Annotated in this window: 18 protein-coding genes; 8 read left to right on the plus strand and 10 right to left on the minus strand. The window is 68.1% G+C overall.

Annotated features, from left to right (window positions below):
* Positions 1-69: 69 nt before the first annotated feature.
* Positions 70-771: a glycine zipper 2TM domain-containing protein gene (locus tag K5880_RS06465; protein WP_297649964.1), complete on the plus strand. Its 702-nt coding sequence runs from the start codon at positions 70-72 to the stop codon at positions 769-771.
* A gap of 69 nt (positions 772-840) precedes the next feature.
* Here the strand turns inward: K5880_RS06465 and htpX are convergent, their stop codons facing one another.
* The 5 genes from htpX to K5880_RS06490 form a co-directional block, all read right to left on the minus strand.
* Complete coding sequence (gene htpX / locus K5880_RS06470; RefSeq protein WP_297649966.1) at positions 841-1,710, minus strand: protease HtpX; 870 nt, start codon at positions 1,708-1,710, stop codon at positions 841-843.
* A gap of 156 nt (positions 1,711-1,866) precedes the next feature.
* The gene (locus tag K5880_RS06475; protein ID WP_297649968.1) at positions 1,867-2,622 is read right to left on the minus strand and encodes a DUF3025 domain-containing protein; all 756 of its coding nucleotides are present in this window, start codon (positions 2,620-2,622) and stop codon (positions 1,867-1,869) included.
* A gap of 5 nt (positions 2,623-2,627) precedes the next feature.
* The gene (gene pyrC / locus K5880_RS06480; RefSeq protein WP_297649970.1) at positions 2,628-3,674 is read right to left on the minus strand and encodes a dihydroorotase; all 1,047 of its coding nucleotides are present in this window, start codon (positions 3,672-3,674) and stop codon (positions 2,628-2,630) included.
* 40 nt (positions 3,675-3,714) lie between these two features.
* Positions 3,715-4,641: a LysR substrate-binding domain-containing protein gene (locus tag K5880_RS06485; RefSeq protein WP_297649972.1), complete on the minus strand. Its 927-nt coding sequence runs from the start codon at positions 4,639-4,641 to the stop codon at positions 3,715-3,717.
* Positions 4,642-4,652: 11 nt separating this feature from the next.
* Positions 4,653-6,494, minus strand: coding sequence for an ABC transporter ATP-binding protein/permease (locus K5880_RS06490; RefSeq protein WP_297649974.1), 1,842 nt, complete (start codon positions 6,492-6,494; stop codon positions 4,653-4,655).
* Between the two features lie 38 nt (positions 6,495-6,532).
* Between K5880_RS06490 and K5880_RS06495 the strand changes: the two genes are divergently transcribed.
* Entirely contained in the window at positions 6,533-6,973 is a 441-nt protein-coding gene (locus K5880_RS06495) for an acyl-CoA thioesterase (protein WP_297649976.1), read from the plus strand.
* 6 nt (positions 6,974-6,979) lie between these two features.
* Here K5880_RS06495 and K5880_RS06500 read toward each other — a convergent pair whose 3' ends face one another.
* The 5 genes from K5880_RS06500 to K5880_RS06520 form a co-directional block, all read right to left on the minus strand.
* Positions 6,980-7,723, minus strand: a complete 744-nt coding sequence (locus K5880_RS06500; protein ID WP_297649978.1) for a type 1 glutamine amidotransferase — start codon at positions 7,721-7,723, stop codon at positions 6,980-6,982.
* A gap of 24 nt (positions 7,724-7,747) precedes the next feature.
* Positions 7,748-8,605: a hypothetical protein gene (locus K5880_RS06505; RefSeq protein ID WP_297649980.1), complete on the minus strand. Its 858-nt coding sequence runs from the start codon at positions 8,603-8,605 to the stop codon at positions 7,748-7,750.
* Positions 8,606-8,683: 78 nt separating this feature from the next.
* Positions 8,684-9,484 carry a crotonase/enoyl-CoA hydratase family protein gene (locus K5880_RS06510; protein ID WP_297649982.1) on the minus strand — a complete coding sequence of 267 codons (801 nt, stop codon included), beginning with the start codon at positions 9,482-9,484 and terminating at the stop codon, positions 8,684-8,686.
* A gap of 1 nt (position 9,485) precedes the next feature.
* A complete protein-coding gene (locus K5880_RS06515; RefSeq protein ID WP_297649985.1) occupies positions 9,486-9,890 on the minus strand; it encodes a hypothetical protein in 405 nt (134 codons plus the stop codon).
* Positions 9,887-11,293, minus strand: coding sequence for an acyclic terpene utilization AtuA family protein (locus K5880_RS06520; RefSeq protein ID WP_297649987.1), 1,407 nt, complete (start codon positions 11,291-11,293; stop codon positions 9,887-9,889). Before K5880_RS06520 ends, K5880_RS06515 begins: the two co-directional genes overlap by 4 nt.
* Before the next feature lie 164 nt (positions 11,294-11,457).
* Between K5880_RS06520 and K5880_RS06525 the strand changes: the two genes are divergently transcribed.
* The 6 genes from K5880_RS06525 to K5880_RS06550 all read left to right on the plus strand — a co-directional run bounded on the left by K5880_RS06525 (position 11,458) and on the right by K5880_RS06550 (position 18,488).
* Entirely contained in the window at positions 11,458-12,333 is an 876-nt protein-coding gene (locus K5880_RS06525; RefSeq protein WP_297649989.1) for a branched-chain amino acid ABC transporter permease, read from the plus strand.
* Between the two features lie 118 nt (positions 12,334-12,451).
* Positions 12,452-13,528 (plus strand): branched-chain amino acid ABC transporter permease, encoded by a 1,077-nt coding sequence (locus tag K5880_RS06530; RefSeq protein WP_297649991.1) that lies wholly within the window; start codon positions 12,452-12,454, stop codon positions 13,526-13,528.
* 114 nt (positions 13,529-13,642) lie between these two features.
* Positions 13,643-14,470, plus strand: a complete 828-nt coding sequence (locus tag K5880_RS06535; RefSeq protein WP_297649993.1) for an ABC transporter ATP-binding protein — start codon at positions 13,643-13,645, stop codon at positions 14,468-14,470.
* Positions 14,467-15,255, plus strand: a complete 789-nt coding sequence (locus tag K5880_RS06540; RefSeq protein WP_297649994.1) for an ABC transporter ATP-binding protein — start codon at positions 14,467-14,469, stop codon at positions 15,253-15,255. The genes K5880_RS06535 and K5880_RS06540 overlap by 4 nt, the downstream gene beginning before the upstream one ends.
* 125 nt (positions 15,256-15,380) lie before the next feature.
* Positions 15,381-17,237, plus strand: coding sequence for a long-chain fatty acid--CoA ligase (locus tag K5880_RS06545; protein ID WP_297649996.1), 1,857 nt, complete (start codon positions 15,381-15,383; stop codon positions 17,235-17,237).
* A 69-nt stretch (positions 17,238-17,306) separates the two neighbouring features.
* Entirely contained in the window at positions 17,307-18,488 is a 1,182-nt protein-coding gene (locus tag K5880_RS06550) for an ABC transporter substrate-binding protein (protein WP_297649998.1), read from the plus strand.
* The last annotated feature ends 62 nt before the right edge of the window (positions 18,489-18,550 follow it).

Genomic DNA, 18,550 nt, shown 5'->3' on the forward strand with positions numbered 1-18,550 from the left:
TTACAAGCGACGCACACGCACTTGACAAGACCGGCGCAGACTTCAGGCTGTCCACTTCAGGAGTTCCCCATGAAAACCCCCGTTCTGATTCCCGTGATGACCGGTCTGCTTGCGCTGGCCGGCAGTGGGCTGGCGCAGGCCCAGGATGAACAGGGCCGCGTGATCAGCAGCACGCCGGTGATCCAGCAGGTCGCCGTGCCGCGCGAGGTCTGCAGCGACCAGAGCGTGACCTACGAGGGCCGCAAGTCCGGCGCCGGCGCGCTGATCGGCGGCATCGCCGGTGGCGCGATGGGCAACGCCATCGGCGACGGCAGTGGCCGGGCGGCGGCCACCGTGATCGGCCTGATCGGCGGCGCCATGCTGGGCAACCGCATCGAAGGCCCGGGGCAGCCGCACACCGAAACCTACCGCCAGTGCGGCACCCAGACCTTCTACGAAAACCGCACCGTGGCCTACGACGTGGTCTACGAATATGCCGGCCGGCAGTACCGCACGCAGATGCCGCAGGACCCGGGGCGCTTCGTGCGCCTGAACGTCACGCCCGCGGACGCCCTGCCCCCTCCGCCCGTGACCTACCCGTCGTACCGGCCGCAGACGCAGTACGTCGAACCGACCACCCGCATCACGATCGGCACGACCTACTACCCGCACCCCGACACCGTGATGCCGATCCACGGCTACCGCTGGGGCCCGGGCTACCCGCACCGCGACCACGACCGCCGCGGGCACAAGGGCCATCGGGACAGCGACCGCTGGGACCGCAACCGCTGAAGCGATGGCCCCACAAAAAAAAGCGACCCAAGGGTCGCTTTTTTCATGGCCGCAGGCGGCGCGGGGGGGTCAGTTGTTCTGCAGCGCGGCAATGCGCTCCTCGATCGGCGGGTGCGTCGAGAACAGTTTGCCCAGGCTGCCGGTGATGCCCAGCGCCTGCATGGTCTTGGGCAGCTCGCCGGGGGTGAGGCCACCCAGGCGGGCCAGCGCGTTGATCATGGGTTGCTTGCGGCCCATCAGGCTGGCGGCGCCCGCGTCGGCACGGAACTCGCGCTGGCGGCTGAACCAGGCCACGATGATCGCGGCGACGAAGCCCAGCACGATGTCCATCACGATGGTGGTCACGTAGTAGCCGATGCCGGGGCCCGAGTTGCCGTCGCTGCCGCGGCGCAGGAAGCTGTCCACCGCGTAGCCGATGACGCGGCTGAGGAACACCACGAAGGTGTTCATCACGCCCTGAATCAGCGTCATGGTGACCATGTCGCCGTTGGCCACGTGCGCGACCTCGTGGCCGATCACGGCCTCGACTTCTTCCTTGGTCATGTTCTGCAGCAGACCGGTGGACACGGCCACCAGGGCCGAGTTCTTGAACGCGCCGGTGGCGAAGGCGTTGGGCGCGCCCTCGAAGATGGCGACCTCGGGCATGCCGATGCCGGCCTTGTCGGCGAAGCGGCGCACGGTTTCCACGATCCAGGCTTCGTCGGCGGTCTGCGCATCGTTGATCACGCGCGCGCCGGTGCTCCTCTTGGCCATCCACTTGCTGATCAGCAGCGAGATGGTGGCACCGCCAAAACCGATCACGAGCGAGAACCCGGCCAGGGCCGTGAGGTTCAGGCCGTTGGCGGTGAGGAAACGGTCCACGCCAAGGATGCGGGTGGTGATCAACAGCACCGCCATGACGGCGAAGTTGGTCAGAACGAACAGCAGGATGCGCTTCATGTTTTCTCCGTTGATGCAGCGCCACGTGGGGTGTGGCGGCCTGCGAATGCGACCCTTCAAGGGTCTTCCTGGTTCCCGTCGATTCGGGCCGGCGGATGATACCGAGAACCCAGTATGGGGCTGGCGGCCCCGGATTCAAGCGGTCCGCGCGCGAAATCAGGCGCCGGTGACCGAGCGCGGCGGGCGGAACACCGCCGCGTCGGCGTAGAACGCCGGGACCTCGTTCGCCGCCCACCAGCCGGGCACGCCCAGCACCGGCAGCGGCGTGAACGGCTTGGCAGCCAGCATGGGCGCGCTCAGCCGCTCGCACAGCCAGGCATCCCAGGCCGCCAGGTCGCCGCCGCCCAGCGAAGTGGGCACGGGCTCGCGCAGCACGTGGGCGGTGATGGACTTGTAGGGCTGCACCAGTTTTTCCAGCAGCGCATGGCCGAACAGCACCAGCCGCGCCTGCGCCCACAGCGGACGCAGCGTGACGAACAGGCGCTGCCAGTCGTGCGCGACCAGCGCCTCCCACAAGGGATCGGGCGCCTGCAGCAGCGCGGCGTTCTCATCGAACAGCGTGAGCGCATCGCGCACCGGCCCGCGCACCTCGCGCACGCCGTCGGCGGCAATCTGCGTGGCCTGCAGGCGGTTCAGGCGCTGCTTGGTCAGGGGAAAACGCAGCCAGCACAGGCCGTTGAAGAAGTCGTGCAGGTTCTCGCGCGTGGGCACGGTGCCGGTATCGAAGATGAACTGCTCGTAGGCCACGCCGGCGGGCAGATCGGCCTGGGGCACGAAGCGCACGGGGCAGGGCCCGCCGGCGGCCAGCGCCCGCGGCATTGGCGCACCACCGGCCAGGGCCCGCGCGACCGCCCCGCCGCTGCCGGCAAGCGGCGCGAACCAGGGTGCGCTCCAGTCGGGCGCGGGCTCCAAGGGCTTCAGGCCTGCAGGCGCCAGGGCAGCGCCTCGCCACCGCGCAGCGGCTTGAGTTCGGCTTCGCCAAAGCGGAAGCTCTCGGGCGTGGTCCAGCTCTCGCGCCGCAGCGTGACGGTGCCGCTGTTGCGCGGCAGGCTGTAGAAGGCCGGGCCGTGGAAGCTGGCGAAGGCTTCGAGCTTGTCGAGCGCGCCGACCGAGTCGAACGCCTCGACGTACATCTCGATCGCGGCGTGCGCGGTGTAGCAGCCCGCGCAGCCCGTGGCGTGCTCCTTGAGGTGCGCCGGGTGCGGCGCGCTGTCGGTGCCGAGGAAGAAGCGGTCGCTGCCGCTGGTGGCCGCGGCCACCAGGGCCTGGCGGTGCGTCTCGCGCTTGAGCACGGGCAGGCAGTAGTAGTGCGGGCGGATGCCGCCGGTGAAGATGGCGTTGCGGTTGTAGAGCAGGTGGTGCGCGGTGAGCGTGGCGGCGGTGTGCGGGCCGGCCTCGGCCACGTACTGCGCGGCCTCCTTCGTCGTGATGTGCTCCATCACGATCTTGAGCTCGGGGAAGTCGAGCCGCAGAGGGATCAGCTGCTGTTCGATGAACACGGCCTCGCGGTCGAACAGGTCGATGTCGGACGAGGTGACCTCGCCATGCACCAGCAGCAGCAGGCCCGCGCGCTGCATGGCCTCCAGCGTGCGGTAGGTCTTGCGGATGTCGGTCACGCCGGCATCGCTGTTGGTGGTCGCGCCGGCCGGGTAGAGCTTGCAGGCCACCACGCCGGCGTCCTTCGCGCGCGCGATCTCGTCGGGCGGCAGGTTGTCGGTGAGGTACAGCGTCATCAGCGGCTCGAAGGACACACCTTCCGGCACGGCGGCGCGGATGCGATCGCCGTAAGCCATGGCCTGGGCCGCGGTGGTCACCGGCGGCCTGAGGTTGGGCATGATGATCGCGCGGCCGAACTGCGCCGCGGTGTGTGGCACCACGGTGCGCAGGGCGTCGCCGTCGCGCACGTGCAGGTGCCAGTCGTCGGGGCGGGTGATCGTGAGGGTGTCGGGAGAGGGGGCGGTCATGACCGGATTGTCGCAAACCCGGCCCGACGACACCCGGTGCTCAGGCCGGCACCGTGCCCAGGCTCTCGGCCAGCCGGTTCCAGAACACCTGCACCGCGCGCTTGCCCTTCTGGGCATCCAGCGGGCGCGCCCGGTAGAGGCGAATGTCCAGCGCGGTCTCCAGCCCGGGGCCGGCCGACACCAGCTTGCCGGCGGCCAGTTCGTTGCGCACCGCGCTGGCCGGCAGGAACGCAATGCCGTGCCCTTCGAGCGCCATGGCCTTGAGGCCCTCGGCCATGTCGGTTTCGTAGATCCGGTCCAGGTGCACCGGGGGGTTGCTCTGCTTGACCATCTGGTCCACCGCGCGGCCCAGGTAGGCGCCCGGCGCATAGCCCAGGTAGGGCAGAGGCTGGCCGGGCTGGCCCGGCAGCGCGTGCAGCGGCGTGCCCCTGGCGTTGGGCCTTGCGTAGGGCGCCAGCAGTTCGCGGCCCAGGGCCAGCATCTCGTAGCGCGTGGCATCGAGCTGGATCGGTTGCGACGCGTGGTGGTAGGCGATCAGCAGGTCGCAGCTGCCCTCGACCAGACGCAGCACCGCGTCGTGCACGTTCAGCGCGATCAGCCGGCTCTTGATCGGCCCGCAGGTTTCGCGCAGGCCCGAGAGCCAGGACGGGAAGAAAGTGAAGGCCAGCGTGTGTGGCACGGCGAATTCGATCACGTCCTGCGCGGCCGCGGTGTGCGCCCGCAGCATGGCGCGCGTGCTCTGCAGGGCCTGCAGCATCTCCAGCGCCTGGGCGTACAGGGTCTGGCCGGCGGGCGTCAGGCGTGTGGGGTAGGAGGAGCGGTCCACCAGGTCGGTACCGGCCCAGGCCTCGAGCGACTGGATGCGGCGCGAGAAAGCCGGCTGGGTGACATGGCGCAGCTGCGCCGAGCGGCTGAAGCTTCGCGTTTCAGCGAGGCTGACGAAATCTTCCAACCATTTGGTTTCCATATGGAGCGCGATTATGGCGAGTCGGACTGGCTTTGCTGCAGAGCCCACATGCCGGCATACGTCCCACCGCGCGAGACCAGAACCGCATGCGTGCCGCGCTCGACGATCTCGCCGTTGACCAGTACCAGGATCTCGTGCGCGTCCACCACGGTGGAGAGGCGGTGCGCGATCACCAGCGTGGTCTTGTTGCGCGCGGCGCTCTTCAGCTCGGCCTGGATCGCGCGTTCGTTGGCCGAGTCCAGCGCCGAGGTGGCCTCGTCGAAGATCACGATGGGCGGGTTCTTCAGCAGGGTGCGCGCGATCGCCACGCGCTGCTTCTCGCCGCCCGAGAGCTTGAGGCCGCGCTCGCCCACCATGGTGGCGTAACCCAGCGGCAGGCGCTCGATGAAGCTGTGGATGTGGGCCGCCTGCGCGGCCTGTACCGCGGCCTCGTGCCCCGCGTCCGGGCGGCCGTACAGGATGTTGTATTCGATGGTGTCGTTGAACAGCACCGTGTCCTGCGGCACGATGCCGATGGCCTGGCGCAGGCTGGCCTGCGTCACGTCGCGGATGTCCTGGCCGTCGATCGTGATCGCGCCGGCGCCGATGTCGTAGAAGCGGTAGAGCAGTCGCGCCAGCGTGCTCTTGCCCGAACCCGAGGGACCGACCACCGCCACCGTCCTGCCTGGCGGGATCTCGAAGCTGACGCCGTGCAGGATCTCGCGCGCGGGCTCATAGGAAAAGTGCACGTTCTCGAACTTCACGGCGGGCGGCCCGGCCAGCGCGAGCGGCTGCGCACCGGGCGCGTCGGCAATCTCGCGCTCCTTCTCCAGCAGCACGAACATCTTGTCCAGGTCGGTCAGGCTCTGCTTGATCTCGCGGTACAGCACGCCGAGGAAACCGAGCGGGATGTAGAGCTGGATCATGAAGGCATTGACCATCACCAGGTCGCCCAGCGTGAGTTCGCCACTGACCACGCCCTGCGTGGCGCGCCAGAGCATCAGCACCAGCGCGATGGCGATCACCAGTTGCTGGCCGGCGTTGAGCAGGGACAGCGTGGTCTGGCTCTTGATGCGCGCGCGCCGCAGCTTCTCCAGCGCCTCGTCATAGCGCCGCGCTTCAAAGCCTTCGTTGTTGAAGTACTTGACCGTCTCGTAGTTCAGCAGCGAGTCGATGGCGCGGCTCTGGCTGGTGGACTCCAGCTCGTTCATCTGGCGCCGGAACTTCGTGCGCCACTCGGTCACCACCACGGTGAAGCTCACGTACAGCACCAGCGCCACCAGCGTGATCCACACATAGCCCATGTCGAACTTCGTGCCCAGCAGCGCGAGCACCATCGCCACCTCGATCAGCGTGGGAAAGATGCTGTAGAGCGAGTACGAGATCAGCGACTGCACGCCGCGCGTGCCGCGTTCGATGTCGCGCGTCATGCCGCCGGTCTGGCGCTCCAGGTGAAAGCGCAGGCTCAGCGCATGCAGGTGACCGAAGACCTGCAGCGCGATGCTGCGTGTGGCGCCTTCGGTGGCCTTGGCGAACACGAGTTCACGCAATTCGGTGAAGACGCTGGTCGACAGGCGCAGCAGGCCGTAGGCCAGCAGCAGGCCCAGCGGCACCACCAGCAGCGACTCGACACTGCCGGGCTTGATGGTCATGGCGTCGACCAGCTCCTTGAGCAGCAGCGGCACGCTCACGTTGGCCATCTTCGCGCCCACCATGAAGCCCAGCGCCAGCACCACGCGCAGCTTGTACTGCCACAGGTAGGGCAGCAGGCGCCCAAGCGTGACCCAGTCGGAACGCTGCGCCGGCTTGCCCCCGGGCGTGGTGGGGCTGGCGGGCAAGGCGATGGTGGAACGGGCGGAGGAGTCGGGGCGCATGCGGGAGAATGGGACGTCGTCGTCCACAGATTGTGCCCATGTCACCCGAATCAAGCCCGAACCCCGAAACCACCCTGCCGAAGGATCGCGAGTTGGTCCTCAAGGTCATCCCCATGCCGGCCGACTGCAACGCCAACGGGGACATCTTCGGTGGTTGGGTCATGGCCCAGGTCGACCTGGCCGGCGCGGTGCTGCCAGCGCGCCATGCGCGCGAGCGCATGGCCACGGTGGCGGTGAACCAGTTCGTCTTCAAGCAGCCGGTGCGCGTGGGCGACATCCTGAGCTTCTTCTCCCACATCACGCGCGTGGGCCGCACCTCGGTCACGGTGCAGGTCGAGGTGTTCGCCGAACGGTTCTCGATGCAGGGCCAGTACCTGAAGGTGACCGAGGCCAGCCTGACCTATGTAGCGATCGACGAAAACGGTCGGCCCAAGCCGATTTCACGTGACGATGATGCCCCGCCGGCCATGCCGGGCTGAGCGGCTTCAGCCCTGGCGCCAGCGTGTGCGCCAGGTGGCGTAGATGCGCGCGGCCAGCGCCTCGCTGCCGGCCAGGTGCACACCGGTGGCGGCGTGCATGCCCGCCGGGTCCTGCACGCTGTCGCGGTGCAGCAGCACGTGCACGGGGTAAGCCTCGCCGGGGCGTTCCAGCCAGTGGGCGATCTTGGCCGGCGTGATCTCGATGTGGAACTGCATGGCCAGGTGCGGGCCGAGCGCGAAGGCCTGGTGCGCGCAGGTGGGTGACGAAGCGATCACCTCGGCGCCTGGCGGCAGCACCACGAAGCTGTCCTGGTGCCACTGGAAGACGGTGGGCGCGGTGTCGTCACCGAACCAGTCGCGCGCCGCCGCGCTGCCGCTGTGGGCCATCGGCCACCAGCCCACCTCGGGCTGGGGCAGCCGCTGCACCCGCCCGCCGAAGGCCCGCGCCATCAGCTGCCCGCCCAGGCAGTGCCCGATCACCGGAATGCCCAGCGCATCGGCCTCGCGAATCAGCGCCTCGGCCTGGCGCAGCGTGGGGCGGTCGTCGTTGGCGCTCCAGGCACCGCCCAGCACCGCCAGCCCGCAGTAACCGCGCACCGAGGCCGGGTAGTCCTCGCCGGCCTCGGCGCAGCGCAGGTGCCACGAAACGCCTTGCGCATCGAGCCACTGCCCCAGGAACCCCGGGCCGTCCTCGAACAGGTGTTGCAGCACCAGCACCTCGGCCGGCGCTTGAAAGTCGGAAGCGCTCATGCCGACATCATAGGAAGCGGTCGATCAGAACGCCCCGCCGCGCACGAAACGCGCGATGCCCTCCACCACTTCGGCCTCCTGCCCGACGAAGCCATGCGGCGTGCGGCCTTCGCAGGCTTCGAGCCCGCGCGGCGCGGGCTGCGCCGGGCCACCGGTCATGGTGACCACCTGCTCGCGCGGGCTCCGGGTGCGCGCCACGATGCGTCCCATCTCGCTGGCCGGCGAGCGCACGCAGCTGTCGCCGGCATGGCCCACCACCAGCACCGGCATGCGGATGTCTTCCAGCGGCAGGTCGAACACGGAATGCGCCACCCAGTCCTTCTTCGCGCCGGCCTGCCCGGCCATCAGCGCCGAGGTCAGCACCACGCCGTCGGGCGCGGCTGGCCCGCTCAGGCGCGAAGCGGCGTTCACGGCCGAGATGGCCCCGCGGCTCGTGCCCACCACCCAGACCGCGCCCTGGGTGCGCGTGCGCAGGGCGGCAATGAGCTGGCCCAGGTCCTGCGCGTGCCGGGGCGCGATGCGGTAACCGCCCAGACCGTCTTCACCCTGCCAGTCGGCGGGCGCATCCACCAGCGCCGTGCCCAGGCCGGCCGCGCCGAACAGTGGAATCGAGCGCACCAGCGAGTTGCCCTTGAGCTTGCGCGCGCAACCCTTGTCGTCCAGGTCGATGTGGCCGTGGCCACCGGGCAGCAGCAACAGCGTGACGGGCGCGCCGGACGCGGCTGCCGGCGGCATGAAGGCCATGCGGGTGCTGCTGCCCTCACGTGTCGCCAGCGTCACCACCTCGCCACAGACCCCACCACCCGGCACCGGCTGCGCCCATGCAGCGGCCGCGGTCAGGCACAACGGCAGCAGGAACGGGCGCATCCGACGGTGCAACATGCAAGGCCTCCTGGCAACAGAGTCCCTGTGAAGCGACGAACGCGCCAGCGCAGTGGACGGCAGACGGCGCGCCAAGGCTCAGAACCGGCCGTGCCGCCCCTGCCCTGCGGCGAAGCGCTGCGCGCCTTCCAGCGCATCGGGAATGCGCGCCTTGCCGCGCGCCCATTCCTGCTGCAGCGCCGCGCCCAGCGGCAGATCCCACTGAGCGAACGCGCTTTCGCGGTCGGCGCGCATCGTGGCCTGCGGAAAACCGGCGAGCTGGCGCGCCAGCGCGATCGCGGCCTCACGCGCCTGGCCACTGGGCACGACGCGGTTGGCCAGGCCCATCTGCAGCGCTTCGGGCGCTTCCACCTTGCGCCCGGTGAGGATCAGGTCCATCGCGTGGCCCATGCCGATCAGGCGCGGCAGGCGCACCGTGCCGCCATCGATCAGCGGCACGCCGAAGCGGCGGCAGAAGACGCCGAAGTAGGCGTCTTCCTCCATCACGCGCAGGTCGCACCAGAGCGCGAGCTCCATGCCGCCGGCCACGGCCGCGCCGCTCACGGCGGCGATCACGGGTTTGGAGAGCTGCAGCCGCGAAGGGCCCATGGGGCCGAGGGCGCGTGCGTCGTCGGTGGCGAAGTCGAGCTGGTCCAGCCCGCCGGCCTCGCCCGAGGCCGCCAGCCGCGCGCCGTACTGCAGGTCCCAGCCGGCGCAGAAGTGGCCGTGCGCGCCGTGGAACACGGCCACGCGCGCGTCGGCATCGTCCTCGAACGCGAGGAAGGCCGCGTGCAGCGCCTGCGCGGTGGGGCTGTCGACGGCGTTGCGCACCTCGGGGCGGTCGAGAGTGACGATCCAGACCTCGCCCAGTTTTTCGGTGGTGACGGCTGGTGGGTTCATTTCATTTTTCCAATGGAAGGGCGGGCGGGCCCTCACCCCACCACGCCACGCGCGGCGCGCCCAGGGCTTCGTCCAGTTCGGCCGTTGTCACCTCGATCTCCATGCGCAACAGCGCCCCCGCCATGGCCTTGCCCAGGTTGTCCAGGCGCAGGTTGCGCGCGCCGCCGCCCTGCAGCGCGCCGCGCAGCACGAACTTGAGCGCCAGGATGTTGGGCAGCGGCCAGGCGTCCACCTCGCCCGGCAGCCAGGGCGCGAAGTGGGCCTGCACGCGCTGCGCGGTCACTTCGCGCGCCAGCAGCCGGTAGCCGGCCTCGTTCCAGGCGAACAGGCCGAAGTCGACCCAGTCGGCCTTGTCGCCGCTGCGCGCGTGCGCGATGCGCACCAGGGGGATGCGGACCGTGCTCACTGGCTTGTCTCTCCCATGACGTCGACCTGCACGCCCGCTTCCACCGCGGCCCGGGGAATGAGCGTGGGCCAGATGCCCAGCAGTTCACTGGTGTTGTGCAGGCCGGTGAAGCCGCAGGTGTAGGCCGGGCCGCTCAGGCCGATCCAGGGGAACAGGCGGCCGAAGCCGTCGGCGGCGGCCTTGTCCTGGGTGCGCAGCACCAGGCGGGTCCAGATCTCGTTGCTCTGGTTCAGCGCGTCGGCCGCCGGCAGCGGCGCGAGCGCGCCGTGCGCGGAATTCAGGCCCGGGTATTCCACATAAAGCTCGTCGTGCGGGATGCGCTTGTCCTGCAGCAGCGTGCGGATGGTGGCCTGCGCGGCCTGTGCCTTGTCCCAGGCGTCGGGCCACGAAAAGCCCCAGGTCACCTCGGCCTTGAAGCCGTCGCGGTAGCCCGCCACCACCTTGAGCGTGTCGGTGGGCGCGGCGCCACGCGCGCCGGTCAGGCGCACGCGGTCATTGCCCTCGTCCTGCAGTTCGATGCCACCCATGTCCAGCACCACGTCGGGCGAGAAGTAGGCGTGCGGGTTGTGCACCTCGTACAGCAGCTGCTGGCGCACGGTGTCGAAGTTGACGCGCCCGCCGGTGCCCGGCGCCTTGGTGATGAAGGCGGTGCCGTCCTCCTGCACCTCGGCAATGGGGTAGCCGATGTGCGCGAGGTCGGGAATGGCCTGCCACGCGCCCTGGCTGCCGAAGTTGCCGCCACTGCCCTGGCCCGAGCATTCCAGCAGGTGGCCGACGGTGAGGCCCTGTGCCAGCCGGTTCAGGTCGCGCTCGCCACGTGCGCCCTCCAGCGTCCAGCCCAGCGCGTGCACCAGCGGCCCGAGGAACAGCGCGGCGTCGGCCACGCGGCCGGTGATCACGATGTCGGCACCCGCGTCGAGCGCGGCCACGATGGGCTTCGCCCCCAGGTAGGCGTTGCCGAATACCAGGCGCTCGCGCACGCCGGCCACGGGTGCGCCGGTGAACAGGTGGGCGAAGGCATCGGCGGGCGTGGCGTCGTCGAGCAGGCGCGGCAGCACGTCGTCGCCGGTCACCACCGCCACGCGCGCCTGCCAGCCCCTGGCCTTGAACGCCGCGAGCACCGCCTGCGCCGCGCCAGCCGGGTTCAGGCCGCCCGCATTGCACACAAAGCGCACGCCGCGCTCGCGCATCAGCGGCCACAGCTTCATCAGCATGGGCACGACGTCGCGCGCGTAGCCCAGCGCCGGGTCGCGCTGGCGGTCTTTCTGCAGGATGGCCAGCGTGAGTTCGGCCAGGTGATCGCTGGCGATGAACTGCACGCCGCCGCGTTCGATGCTCGCGGCCACGGGCTCCCAGTTGTCGCCGTAGAAGCCCAGGCCGGCGCCAATGCGTACGGATTTCATGGGTGTGATCTTCATGGCGCCTCGGCGACTCAGGATGGGGGACAACCCCTAGCGGCAGTCCCACGCAAGACAGCTATAAATTGCGCACAACATCTGACAGGCCTGCCATACATATTGCAGCACCGCGGCACCACCAGGGCGGTCGGACACCAAGGAGACAACGCGTGCAATTGCTGCAACTGCTCATCAGCGGTGTGGCCCAGGGCTGCATCTACGGGCTCATCGCCCTGGGCTTCGTGCTGATCTACAAGGCCACCGAAACGGTGAGCTTCGCCCAGGGTGACCTGATGATGGTGGGCGCCTTCGGCGGCCTGGCCGCCATGACCATGCTGGGCTTTCCGTTCTGGCTCTCGGTGCCGGCCGCGATCGCTGCCATGGGCCTGTTCGGCGTGCTGCTCGAACGCGTGGTGATCCGCCCCATCCTGGGGCAGCCGGCCTTCTCGATCGTGATGCTCACCATCGGCGTGGGCTACACGCTGCGCGGGCTGATCACCATGATCCCCGACATCGGCACCGACACGCACACCCTGCCCGTGCCCTACGCCAACGAGGTGCTGCGCATGGGCGAGCTGGTGGTCTCGGCCGAACAGATCGTGGTGATCGGCTCCACCGCCATCCTCTGCGCCGGCCTGTTCGCCATGTTCCGCTACAGCAAGCTGGGCATCGCGATGCAGGCGTCCTCGCAGAACCAGCTGGCCGCGTACTACATGGGCATTCCGGTCAAGCGGCTCAACGGCCTGGTGTGGGGCCTGGCCGCGGCGGTGGCGGCCATCGCCGGCCTGCTGCTCGCGCCCATCACCTTCGTGCACGCCAACATGGGATTCATCGGCCTCAAGGCCTTTCCCGCCGCGGTGGTGGGCGGCTTCGGCAGCCTGCCCGGCGCCATCGTGGGCGGTCTCATCATCGGCATCGTCGAGGCGGTGGCGGGTTTCTATGCGCCCGAAGGCATCAAGGACGTGGCGCCCTACGTGGTCGTGCTGATCATGCTGGTGCTCAAGCCCAATGGCTTGTTCGGCGAAAAACTCAGGAAAAAAGTATGAGGAAGCCACAGCACCGCGAACACCACAACGCCATCCAGGGCCACAGCGGAACCGGCTTCGCCGGGCCGCTCGTGGCGCCCCCCTGGGGGGGTAGCGCCGCAGGCGATGCGGGGGGGCTATGAGGTTTCTCTTCAAGACCGACTACAACCAGGACATCCGCCTGGCCAAGCACGGCGGCCACACCTTCTGGTACGGCCTGCTGATGCTGTTCCTGCTGGCCGCGCCCTGGCTGATCCAGGAGTACTGGCTCGCACAGCTCACCTTCGTGCTGATCTACTCCATCGTCGGCCTGGGGCTGATGCTGCTGGCCGGCTTCACCGGGCTGTTCTCGCTCGGCCACGCGGCGTTTCTTGGCGTGGGCGCGTACACGCAGGCCATCATGGTCAACGCGGGCATTCCGTTCCCGCTGGCGCTGGCCTGCGCGGGCCTGCTCTCGGCCGCGGTGGGCATGGTGGTGGGCCTGCCGGCGCTGCGCGTCAAGGGCATCTACCTCGGCATGGCCACGCTGGCCTTCGGCTTCATCGTCGAGGAAGTCATGGCGCGCTGGGAACACGTGACCGGCGGCAACGCGGGCCTGATGGTGCAGTACCCCGCCCTCTTCGGCTGGGAGCTGGACTCCACCAACGAGTTCTATTTCCTGTGCCTGGTGGTCACGGTGCTGGCCACGCTGGGCATCGTCAACCTCATGCGCTCGTCCACCGGGCGCGCCTTCGTCGCCATCCGCGATTCGGAAATTTCGGCGCAGAGCATGGGCATCCACCTGGCGCGCTACAAGACGCTGTCCTTCGCGCTGTCGGCCGCGCTGGCGGGCATCGGTGGCGCGCTGTACGCGCACAAGATCCAGTTCCTCTCGCCCGAGCAGTTCAGCATCATCCAGTCGATCGACCTGCTGCTCATGGTGGTGATCGGCGGGCTGGGTTCGATCCACGGCGCCTTCCTGGGCGCGATCTTCCTCATCGTCATGCCGCAGCTGATCGCGCTCGGCAAGGACTTCCTGCCTGCCGCCATCGGCCAGGCCGCCGGCCTGCAGGGAACGGTCTACGGCCTCGTGCTGATTGCCTTCGTGCTGTTCGAGCCCATGGGCCTTTACGGGCGCTGGCTCAAGGTGCGCGCCTACGTGCAGCTCTTCCCGTTCTATCGCAAGGGCATGTTCAAGCGGCAGAAGACCTTCCAGAAATCGGATCGATTGAAATGACCCACCCCCGCGCCGCTTCGCGTCACCCCCTCAAGGGGGCAATGCCTGCAGCCCGGCAAAGCCGGTTCTGCGGCATTTCTGGACGAAACCCTTCTCTCTCTGAGGTGGCTTCGCATGAGTGAAATTTTGTTGTCAGCGAAAAACCTCAGCGTGCGCTTCGGCGGCGTGCTGGCGGTCAACAACGTCAGCTTCGATGTGAAGCGCGGCGAGGTGTTCACCCTGATCGGCCCCAACGGCGCGGGCAAGACCACGGTGTTCAACCTGATCAGCCGCATCTACACGCCCACCACCGGCACCATCGACTACGCCGGCCCAGACGGCATGCTGCGCCTGAGCGAGCAGGCGCCGCACCAGATCGCGCGCCTGGGCATTGCGCGCACGTTCCAGAACATCGAGCTGTTCGAACACGCCACCGTGCTGCAGAACCTGCTGATCGGGCGCCACACGCACCGCCGCACCGGCCTGTGGAGCGAGATCTTCTTCACCGGCAAGACGCGCGCGGCCGAGATCGAGGCGCGCGAGAAGGTGGAACACGTCATCGAGCTGCTGGATCTGCAGCACCACCGCGAATCCATGGTGGCCGGCCTGCCCTACGGCGTGCGCAAGGTGGTCGAACTGGCCCGCGCGCTGTGCACCGAGCCGCAGCTGCTGCTGCTCGATGAGCCCTCCTCGGGCCTGAACGTGGAAGAGACCGACGACATGGCGTTCTGGATCACCGACATCAAGGAAGAGCTGGGCATCACCGTGCTCATGGTCGAGCACGACATGAGCCTGGTCTCCAAGGTGTCCGACCGCGTGCTGGCCATGAGCCAGGGCGAGGAACTGGCCTCGGGCACGCCGGCCGAAGTGCAGAACCACCCGGGCGTGATCGAGGCCTACCTCGGCTCGATGGACGACGTCTCCAGCCTGCGCCGGGAAAACCACAAGCAGGTGAGTGCATGAGCGTTGCCACTTCCGACACCCCGGTGCTCAAGCTGCTCAACGTCGAGAGCGCCTACGGCCCGATCAAGGCGATCCGCGGCGTGAGCCTGCAGGTGCGCCGCAGCGAGATCGCCACCGTGCTGGGCTCCAACGGCGCGGGCAAGACCACCATCCTCAAGACCATCAGCGGCATCATCGACCCGCGCAAGGGCAGCATCGAGTTCAAGGGCGAGAACATCACCGCCCAGGACCCGGCACTGATCGTGCAGCAGGGCTTGAGCCATGTGCCCGAGGGGCGCGAGGTGTTTCCCCTGCTCTCGGTGCGCGACAACCTGCTGATGGGCGCCTACACCCGCTCCGACCGCGACAGCGTGGCGCGTGACATGGAAGCCGTGTTCACCTACTTCCCCATCCTGCGCGAACGCGCCGCGCAGGACGCCGGCCTGCTCTCGGGCGGGCAGCAGCAGATGCTGGCCATCAGCCGCGCGCTCATGGCCAACCCCGACCTGATCCTGCTCGACGAGCCCAGCCTGGGCCTTTCTCCGAAGCTGACCAAGGAAATCTTCGAGATCGTGGTGCGCATCAACCGCGAGCGCGGCACCACCATCCTGCTGGTCGAGCAGAACGCCAACATGGCGCTCAACGCCTCCGACTACGGCTACGTGCTGGAGAACGGCCGCATCGTCATGGAAGACACCTGCGCCCACCTGCGCGAGAAGGACGACATCAAGGAGTTCTACCTCGGCATGAAGGAAGAAGGCGCCCGCGGCGAGCGGCGCTGGAAGAAGAAGAAAAACTGGAGATGAACCTGGCCAACACGTCTACCCCGTTCGGGCTGAGCTTGTCGAAGCCTTCACCCGCACCATTGCACGAGCCCTTCGGCAGGCTCAGGGCGAACGGTGGGTAGGCATGGAACGTTGAGATACAAAACATGAGTTACCTCTGGGACCTCTCTCACATCAAGCCGCAGACCGAGGTGGTGCTGCCCGGCGAGACCATTCCGGCCCTGTTCTGGAACGGCGTGAAGGCGCGCGGCTCGAACGTGTGGATGCGCCAGAAGGACTACGGCATCTGGCGCGCCTGGACCTGGGACCAGACCGGCACCGCCGTGCGCGAGATCGCCCACGGCCTGATGGCACTGGGCTTCGAGGCGCGCGAGACCGCGTCCATCCTCTCCAACACCACCATCGAATGGGTGCTGTGCGACCTGGCCGTGCTCAGCGCCGGCGGCGTGGCCAACGGCATCTACCCCACCGACGCGGCCGAGCAGGTGCAGTACCTGTGCGAGGACTCGCGCACCACGGTGCTGTTCGTCGAGGACGACGAACAGCTGGACAAGGCGCTGGAGGTGCGCGCGCAGCTGCCGCTGCTGAAGAAGATCGTGGTCTGCGACATGGAAGGCCTGCGCGACCTGGACGACCCGCAGGTGATCAGCCTGGCAGCGCTGCGCGAACTCGGGCGCGGGCACCTGCGCGAGCACACCGGCCTGCTGGAACAGCGCGTGGCCGCGGTCAAGCCGGAAGACCTGGCCATCCTCGTCTACACCTCGGGCACCACCGGCCGCCCCAAGGGCGCGATGCACAGCCACAAGGGCCTGGTCTACACCGTGCGCGGCTACAACACGCTGATTGCGCGCGACGAGAACGACGAGTGCATGTGCTTCCTGCCGCTGTGCCACATCGCCGAGCGCATGGGCGGCGAGTACTTCTCGCTCTATACCGGTGCCAAGCTCAACTTCGTCGAGAACCCCGAGACCGTGCCCGAGAACGTGCGCGAGATCGCGCCCACGGTGTTCACCGCCGTGCCGCGCGTGTGGGAGAAGTTCTATTCGGGCGTGATGATCGCGCTCAAGGAAGCCGGCAAGGCGCAGCAGGCCGCCTACGCCTGGGCCATCGGCGTGGGCCAGCAGGTGGCCGACCTCGTGCTGGCCGGCCAGCCCGTGCCCGCCAGCCTGCGCATGCGATTCACCGTGGCGCGGCTGCTGGTGCTGGACAACGTGCGCAAACTCATCGGCATCCACAAGGCGCGCTTTCTCGTCACCGGCGCCGCGCCCATCTCGCCCGACCTGGTGCGCTGGTACCTCGCGCTGGGCGTGCCCATGCTGGAGGTCTGGGGCATGACGGAGACCTGCGGCGCCTCCACCGGCATCCCGGCCGAACGCATCAAGCCCGGCAGCATCGGCCCGGCCGCCAGCTACAACGAGGTGAAGCTGGACCCGAACACCGGCGAGATCCTGGTGCGTGGTCCCAATGTGTTCATGGGCTACCTGAACCTGCCCGAGAAAACCGCCGAGACCATCGACGCCGATGGCTGGCTGCACACGGGCGACGTGGGCACGGTGGACGAGGAAGGGTTTTTCCGCATCACCGACCGCATGAAAGACATCATCATCACCGCAGGGGGCAAGAACATCACCCCCAGCGAGCTGGAGAACGAACTGAAGTTCTCGCCCTACGTGACCGATGCCGTGGTGATCGGCGACAAGCGCCCCTACCTCACCGTGATCATCATGATCGACCAGGAGAACGTGGAGAAGTATGCGCAGGACAACGACGTGCCGTTTTCCAACTACGCCAGCCTGACCCGCGCGCCCGAGGTGCAGGCCCTGATCCAGGCCGAGATCGACCGCGTGAACAGGAAGTTCGCCCGAGTCGAACAGATCAAGAAATTCTTCCTGCTCGACACCCAGCTCAGCGCCGAGGACGAAGAACTCACGCCGACCATGAAGCTCAAACGCAAGCTGGTGCAGACCAAGTACGAGCCCCAGATCGACGCCATGTACCGCTGATTCCCGAGCCCCGACCCACCCGCCCACCGAGCGAGCACCCCAAACCCATCACCCAAGGAGACAAGACACATGAAAAAGACCCGTTTGACACTGATCGCCGCGGCCGCCTTTGCCCTCGGCTCCGGCGCCGCCCTGGCGCAGACGCAGGGCGTGAGCAAGGACGAAATCGTGCTCGGCTCGATCCAGGATCTCTCAGGCCCCATCGCCGGCTTCGGCAAGCAGGTGCGCCTGGGCATGATGCTGCGGGTGGACGAGGTCAACGAGCAGGGCGGCATCAACGGCCGCAAGATCCGCCTGCTGGTGGAAGACTCGGCCTACGACCCGCGCCGCGCCGTGCTGGCCGCGCAGAAGCTCGTGAACCAGGACAAGATCTTCGCCATGGTGGGCCACATCGGCACCGCACAGAACATGGCCGCCATGCCGGTGCAGTTCCAGAAGAACGTGATCAACTTCTTCCCCGTGACGGCCGCGCGCGAGATGTACGAGCCCTTCCACAAGCTCAAGTACAGCTTTGCCGCCACCTACTACGACCAGATGAAGATCGCCGTGCCCAAGCTGGCCAAGGAAAAGGGCGCCAAGAAGGTCTGCACCATGTACCAGGACGACGAGTTCGGCCTGGAAGTCAAGCGCGGCGCCGAAGACGGGCTGAAGGCGGCCGGCATGGCGCTGGCGGTGGAAACCAGCTACAAGCGCGGTGCCACCGACTTCTCTTCACAGATGCAGAAGCTGGCCTCCGAGCAGTGCGACATGGTCGTCATGGGCACCATCATCCGCGAGACCATCGGCGGCATCGCCACGGCCAAGCGCCTGGGCTTCAACCCGACCTTCATCGGCTCCAGCGCGGCCTACACCGACCTGATCCACAAGCTCGGCGGCCCGGCCATGAACGGCCTGTACGCCACCATGACGGTGCAGAACCCCTACACCGACGAAACCTCGCAGCCGATCCGCTTCTGGGCCAACAAGTACAAGACCAAGTTCAACGAAGACCCGACGGTGTTCTCGGTCTACGGCTACTCGCTGGTGGACACCTTCCTGCGCGCCGCGGGCAAGGCCGGCAACAACCTCACCACCGAGAGCTTCATCAAGGCCATGGACACCATGGTGATCCCGCCCGACATCTTCGGCAGCGCGGAAATGACCTTCAGCCCCACCAAGCGCCTGGGCAGCAATTCCACGCGCCTGTCCCAGCTGCAGGACAACCGCTGGAAAGTCGTCTCCGAGTACATGAAGATCGACGCCGCCAAATAAGAACAGCTATGACGCCGCCTGCTTCGGCAGGCCATGCGTGCAACCGCCAGCGCCTTGTGTGC

Origin of the sequence: Hydrogenophaga sp. (assembly GCF_025699295.1) — a bacterium.
Classification (GTDB): domain Bacteria; phylum Pseudomonadota; class Gammaproteobacteria; order Burkholderiales; family Burkholderiaceae_C; genus Hydrogenophaga.

Bases quoted from the DNA above. Each gene is read 5' to 3' on its own strand.
- K5880_RS06465 (WP_297649964.1), top strand. From the start codon at position 70: ATGAAAACCCCCGTTCTGATTCCCGTGATGACCGGTCTGCTTGCGCTG.
- htpX (WP_297649966.1), bottom strand. From the start codon at position 1,710: ATGAAGCGCATCCTGCTGTTCGTTCTGACCAACTTCGCCGTCATGGCG.
- pyrC (WP_297649970.1), bottom strand. From the start codon at position 3,674: ATGACCGCCCCCTCTCCCGACACCCTCACGATCACCCGCCCCGACGAC.
- K5880_RS06485 (WP_297649972.1), bottom strand. From the start codon at position 4,641: ATGGAAACCAAATGGTTGGAAGATTTCGTCAGCCTCGCTGAAACGCGA.
- K5880_RS06490 (WP_297649974.1), bottom strand. From the start codon at position 6,494: ATGCGCCCCGACTCCTCCGCCCGTTCCACCATCGCCTTGCCCGCCAGC.
- K5880_RS06495 (WP_297649976.1), top strand. From the start codon at position 6,533: ATGTCACCCGAATCAAGCCCGAACCCCGAAACCACCCTGCCGAAGGAT.
- K5880_RS06500 (WP_297649978.1), bottom strand. From the start codon at position 7,723: ATGAGCGCTTCCGACTTTCAAGCGCCGGCCGAGGTGCTGGTGCTGCAA.
- K5880_RS06505 (WP_297649980.1), bottom strand. From the start codon at position 8,605: ATGTTGCACCGTCGGATGCGCCCGTTCCTGCTGCCGTTGTGCCTGACC.
- K5880_RS06510 (WP_297649982.1), bottom strand. From the start codon at position 9,484: ATGAACCCACCAGCCGTCACCACCGAAAAACTGGGCGAGGTCTGGATC.
- K5880_RS06520 (WP_297649987.1), bottom strand. From the start codon at position 11,293: ATGAAATCCGTACGCATTGGCGCCGGCCTGGGCTTCTACGGCGACAAC.
- K5880_RS06530 (WP_297649991.1), top strand. From the start codon at position 12,452: ATGAGGTTTCTCTTCAAGACCGACTACAACCAGGACATCCGCCTGGCC.
- K5880_RS06535 (WP_297649993.1), top strand. From the start codon at position 13,643: ATGAGTGAAATTTTGTTGTCAGCGAAAAACCTCAGCGTGCGCTTCGGC.
- K5880_RS06540 (WP_297649994.1), top strand. From the start codon at position 14,467: ATGAGCGTTGCCACTTCCGACACCCCGGTGCTCAAGCTGCTCAACGTC.
- K5880_RS06545 (WP_297649996.1), top strand. From the start codon at position 15,381: ATGAGTTACCTCTGGGACCTCTCTCACATCAAGCCGCAGACCGAGGTG.
- K5880_RS06550 (WP_297649998.1), top strand. From the start codon at position 17,307: ATGAAAAAGACCCGTTTGACACTGATCGCCGCGGCCGCCTTTGCCCTC.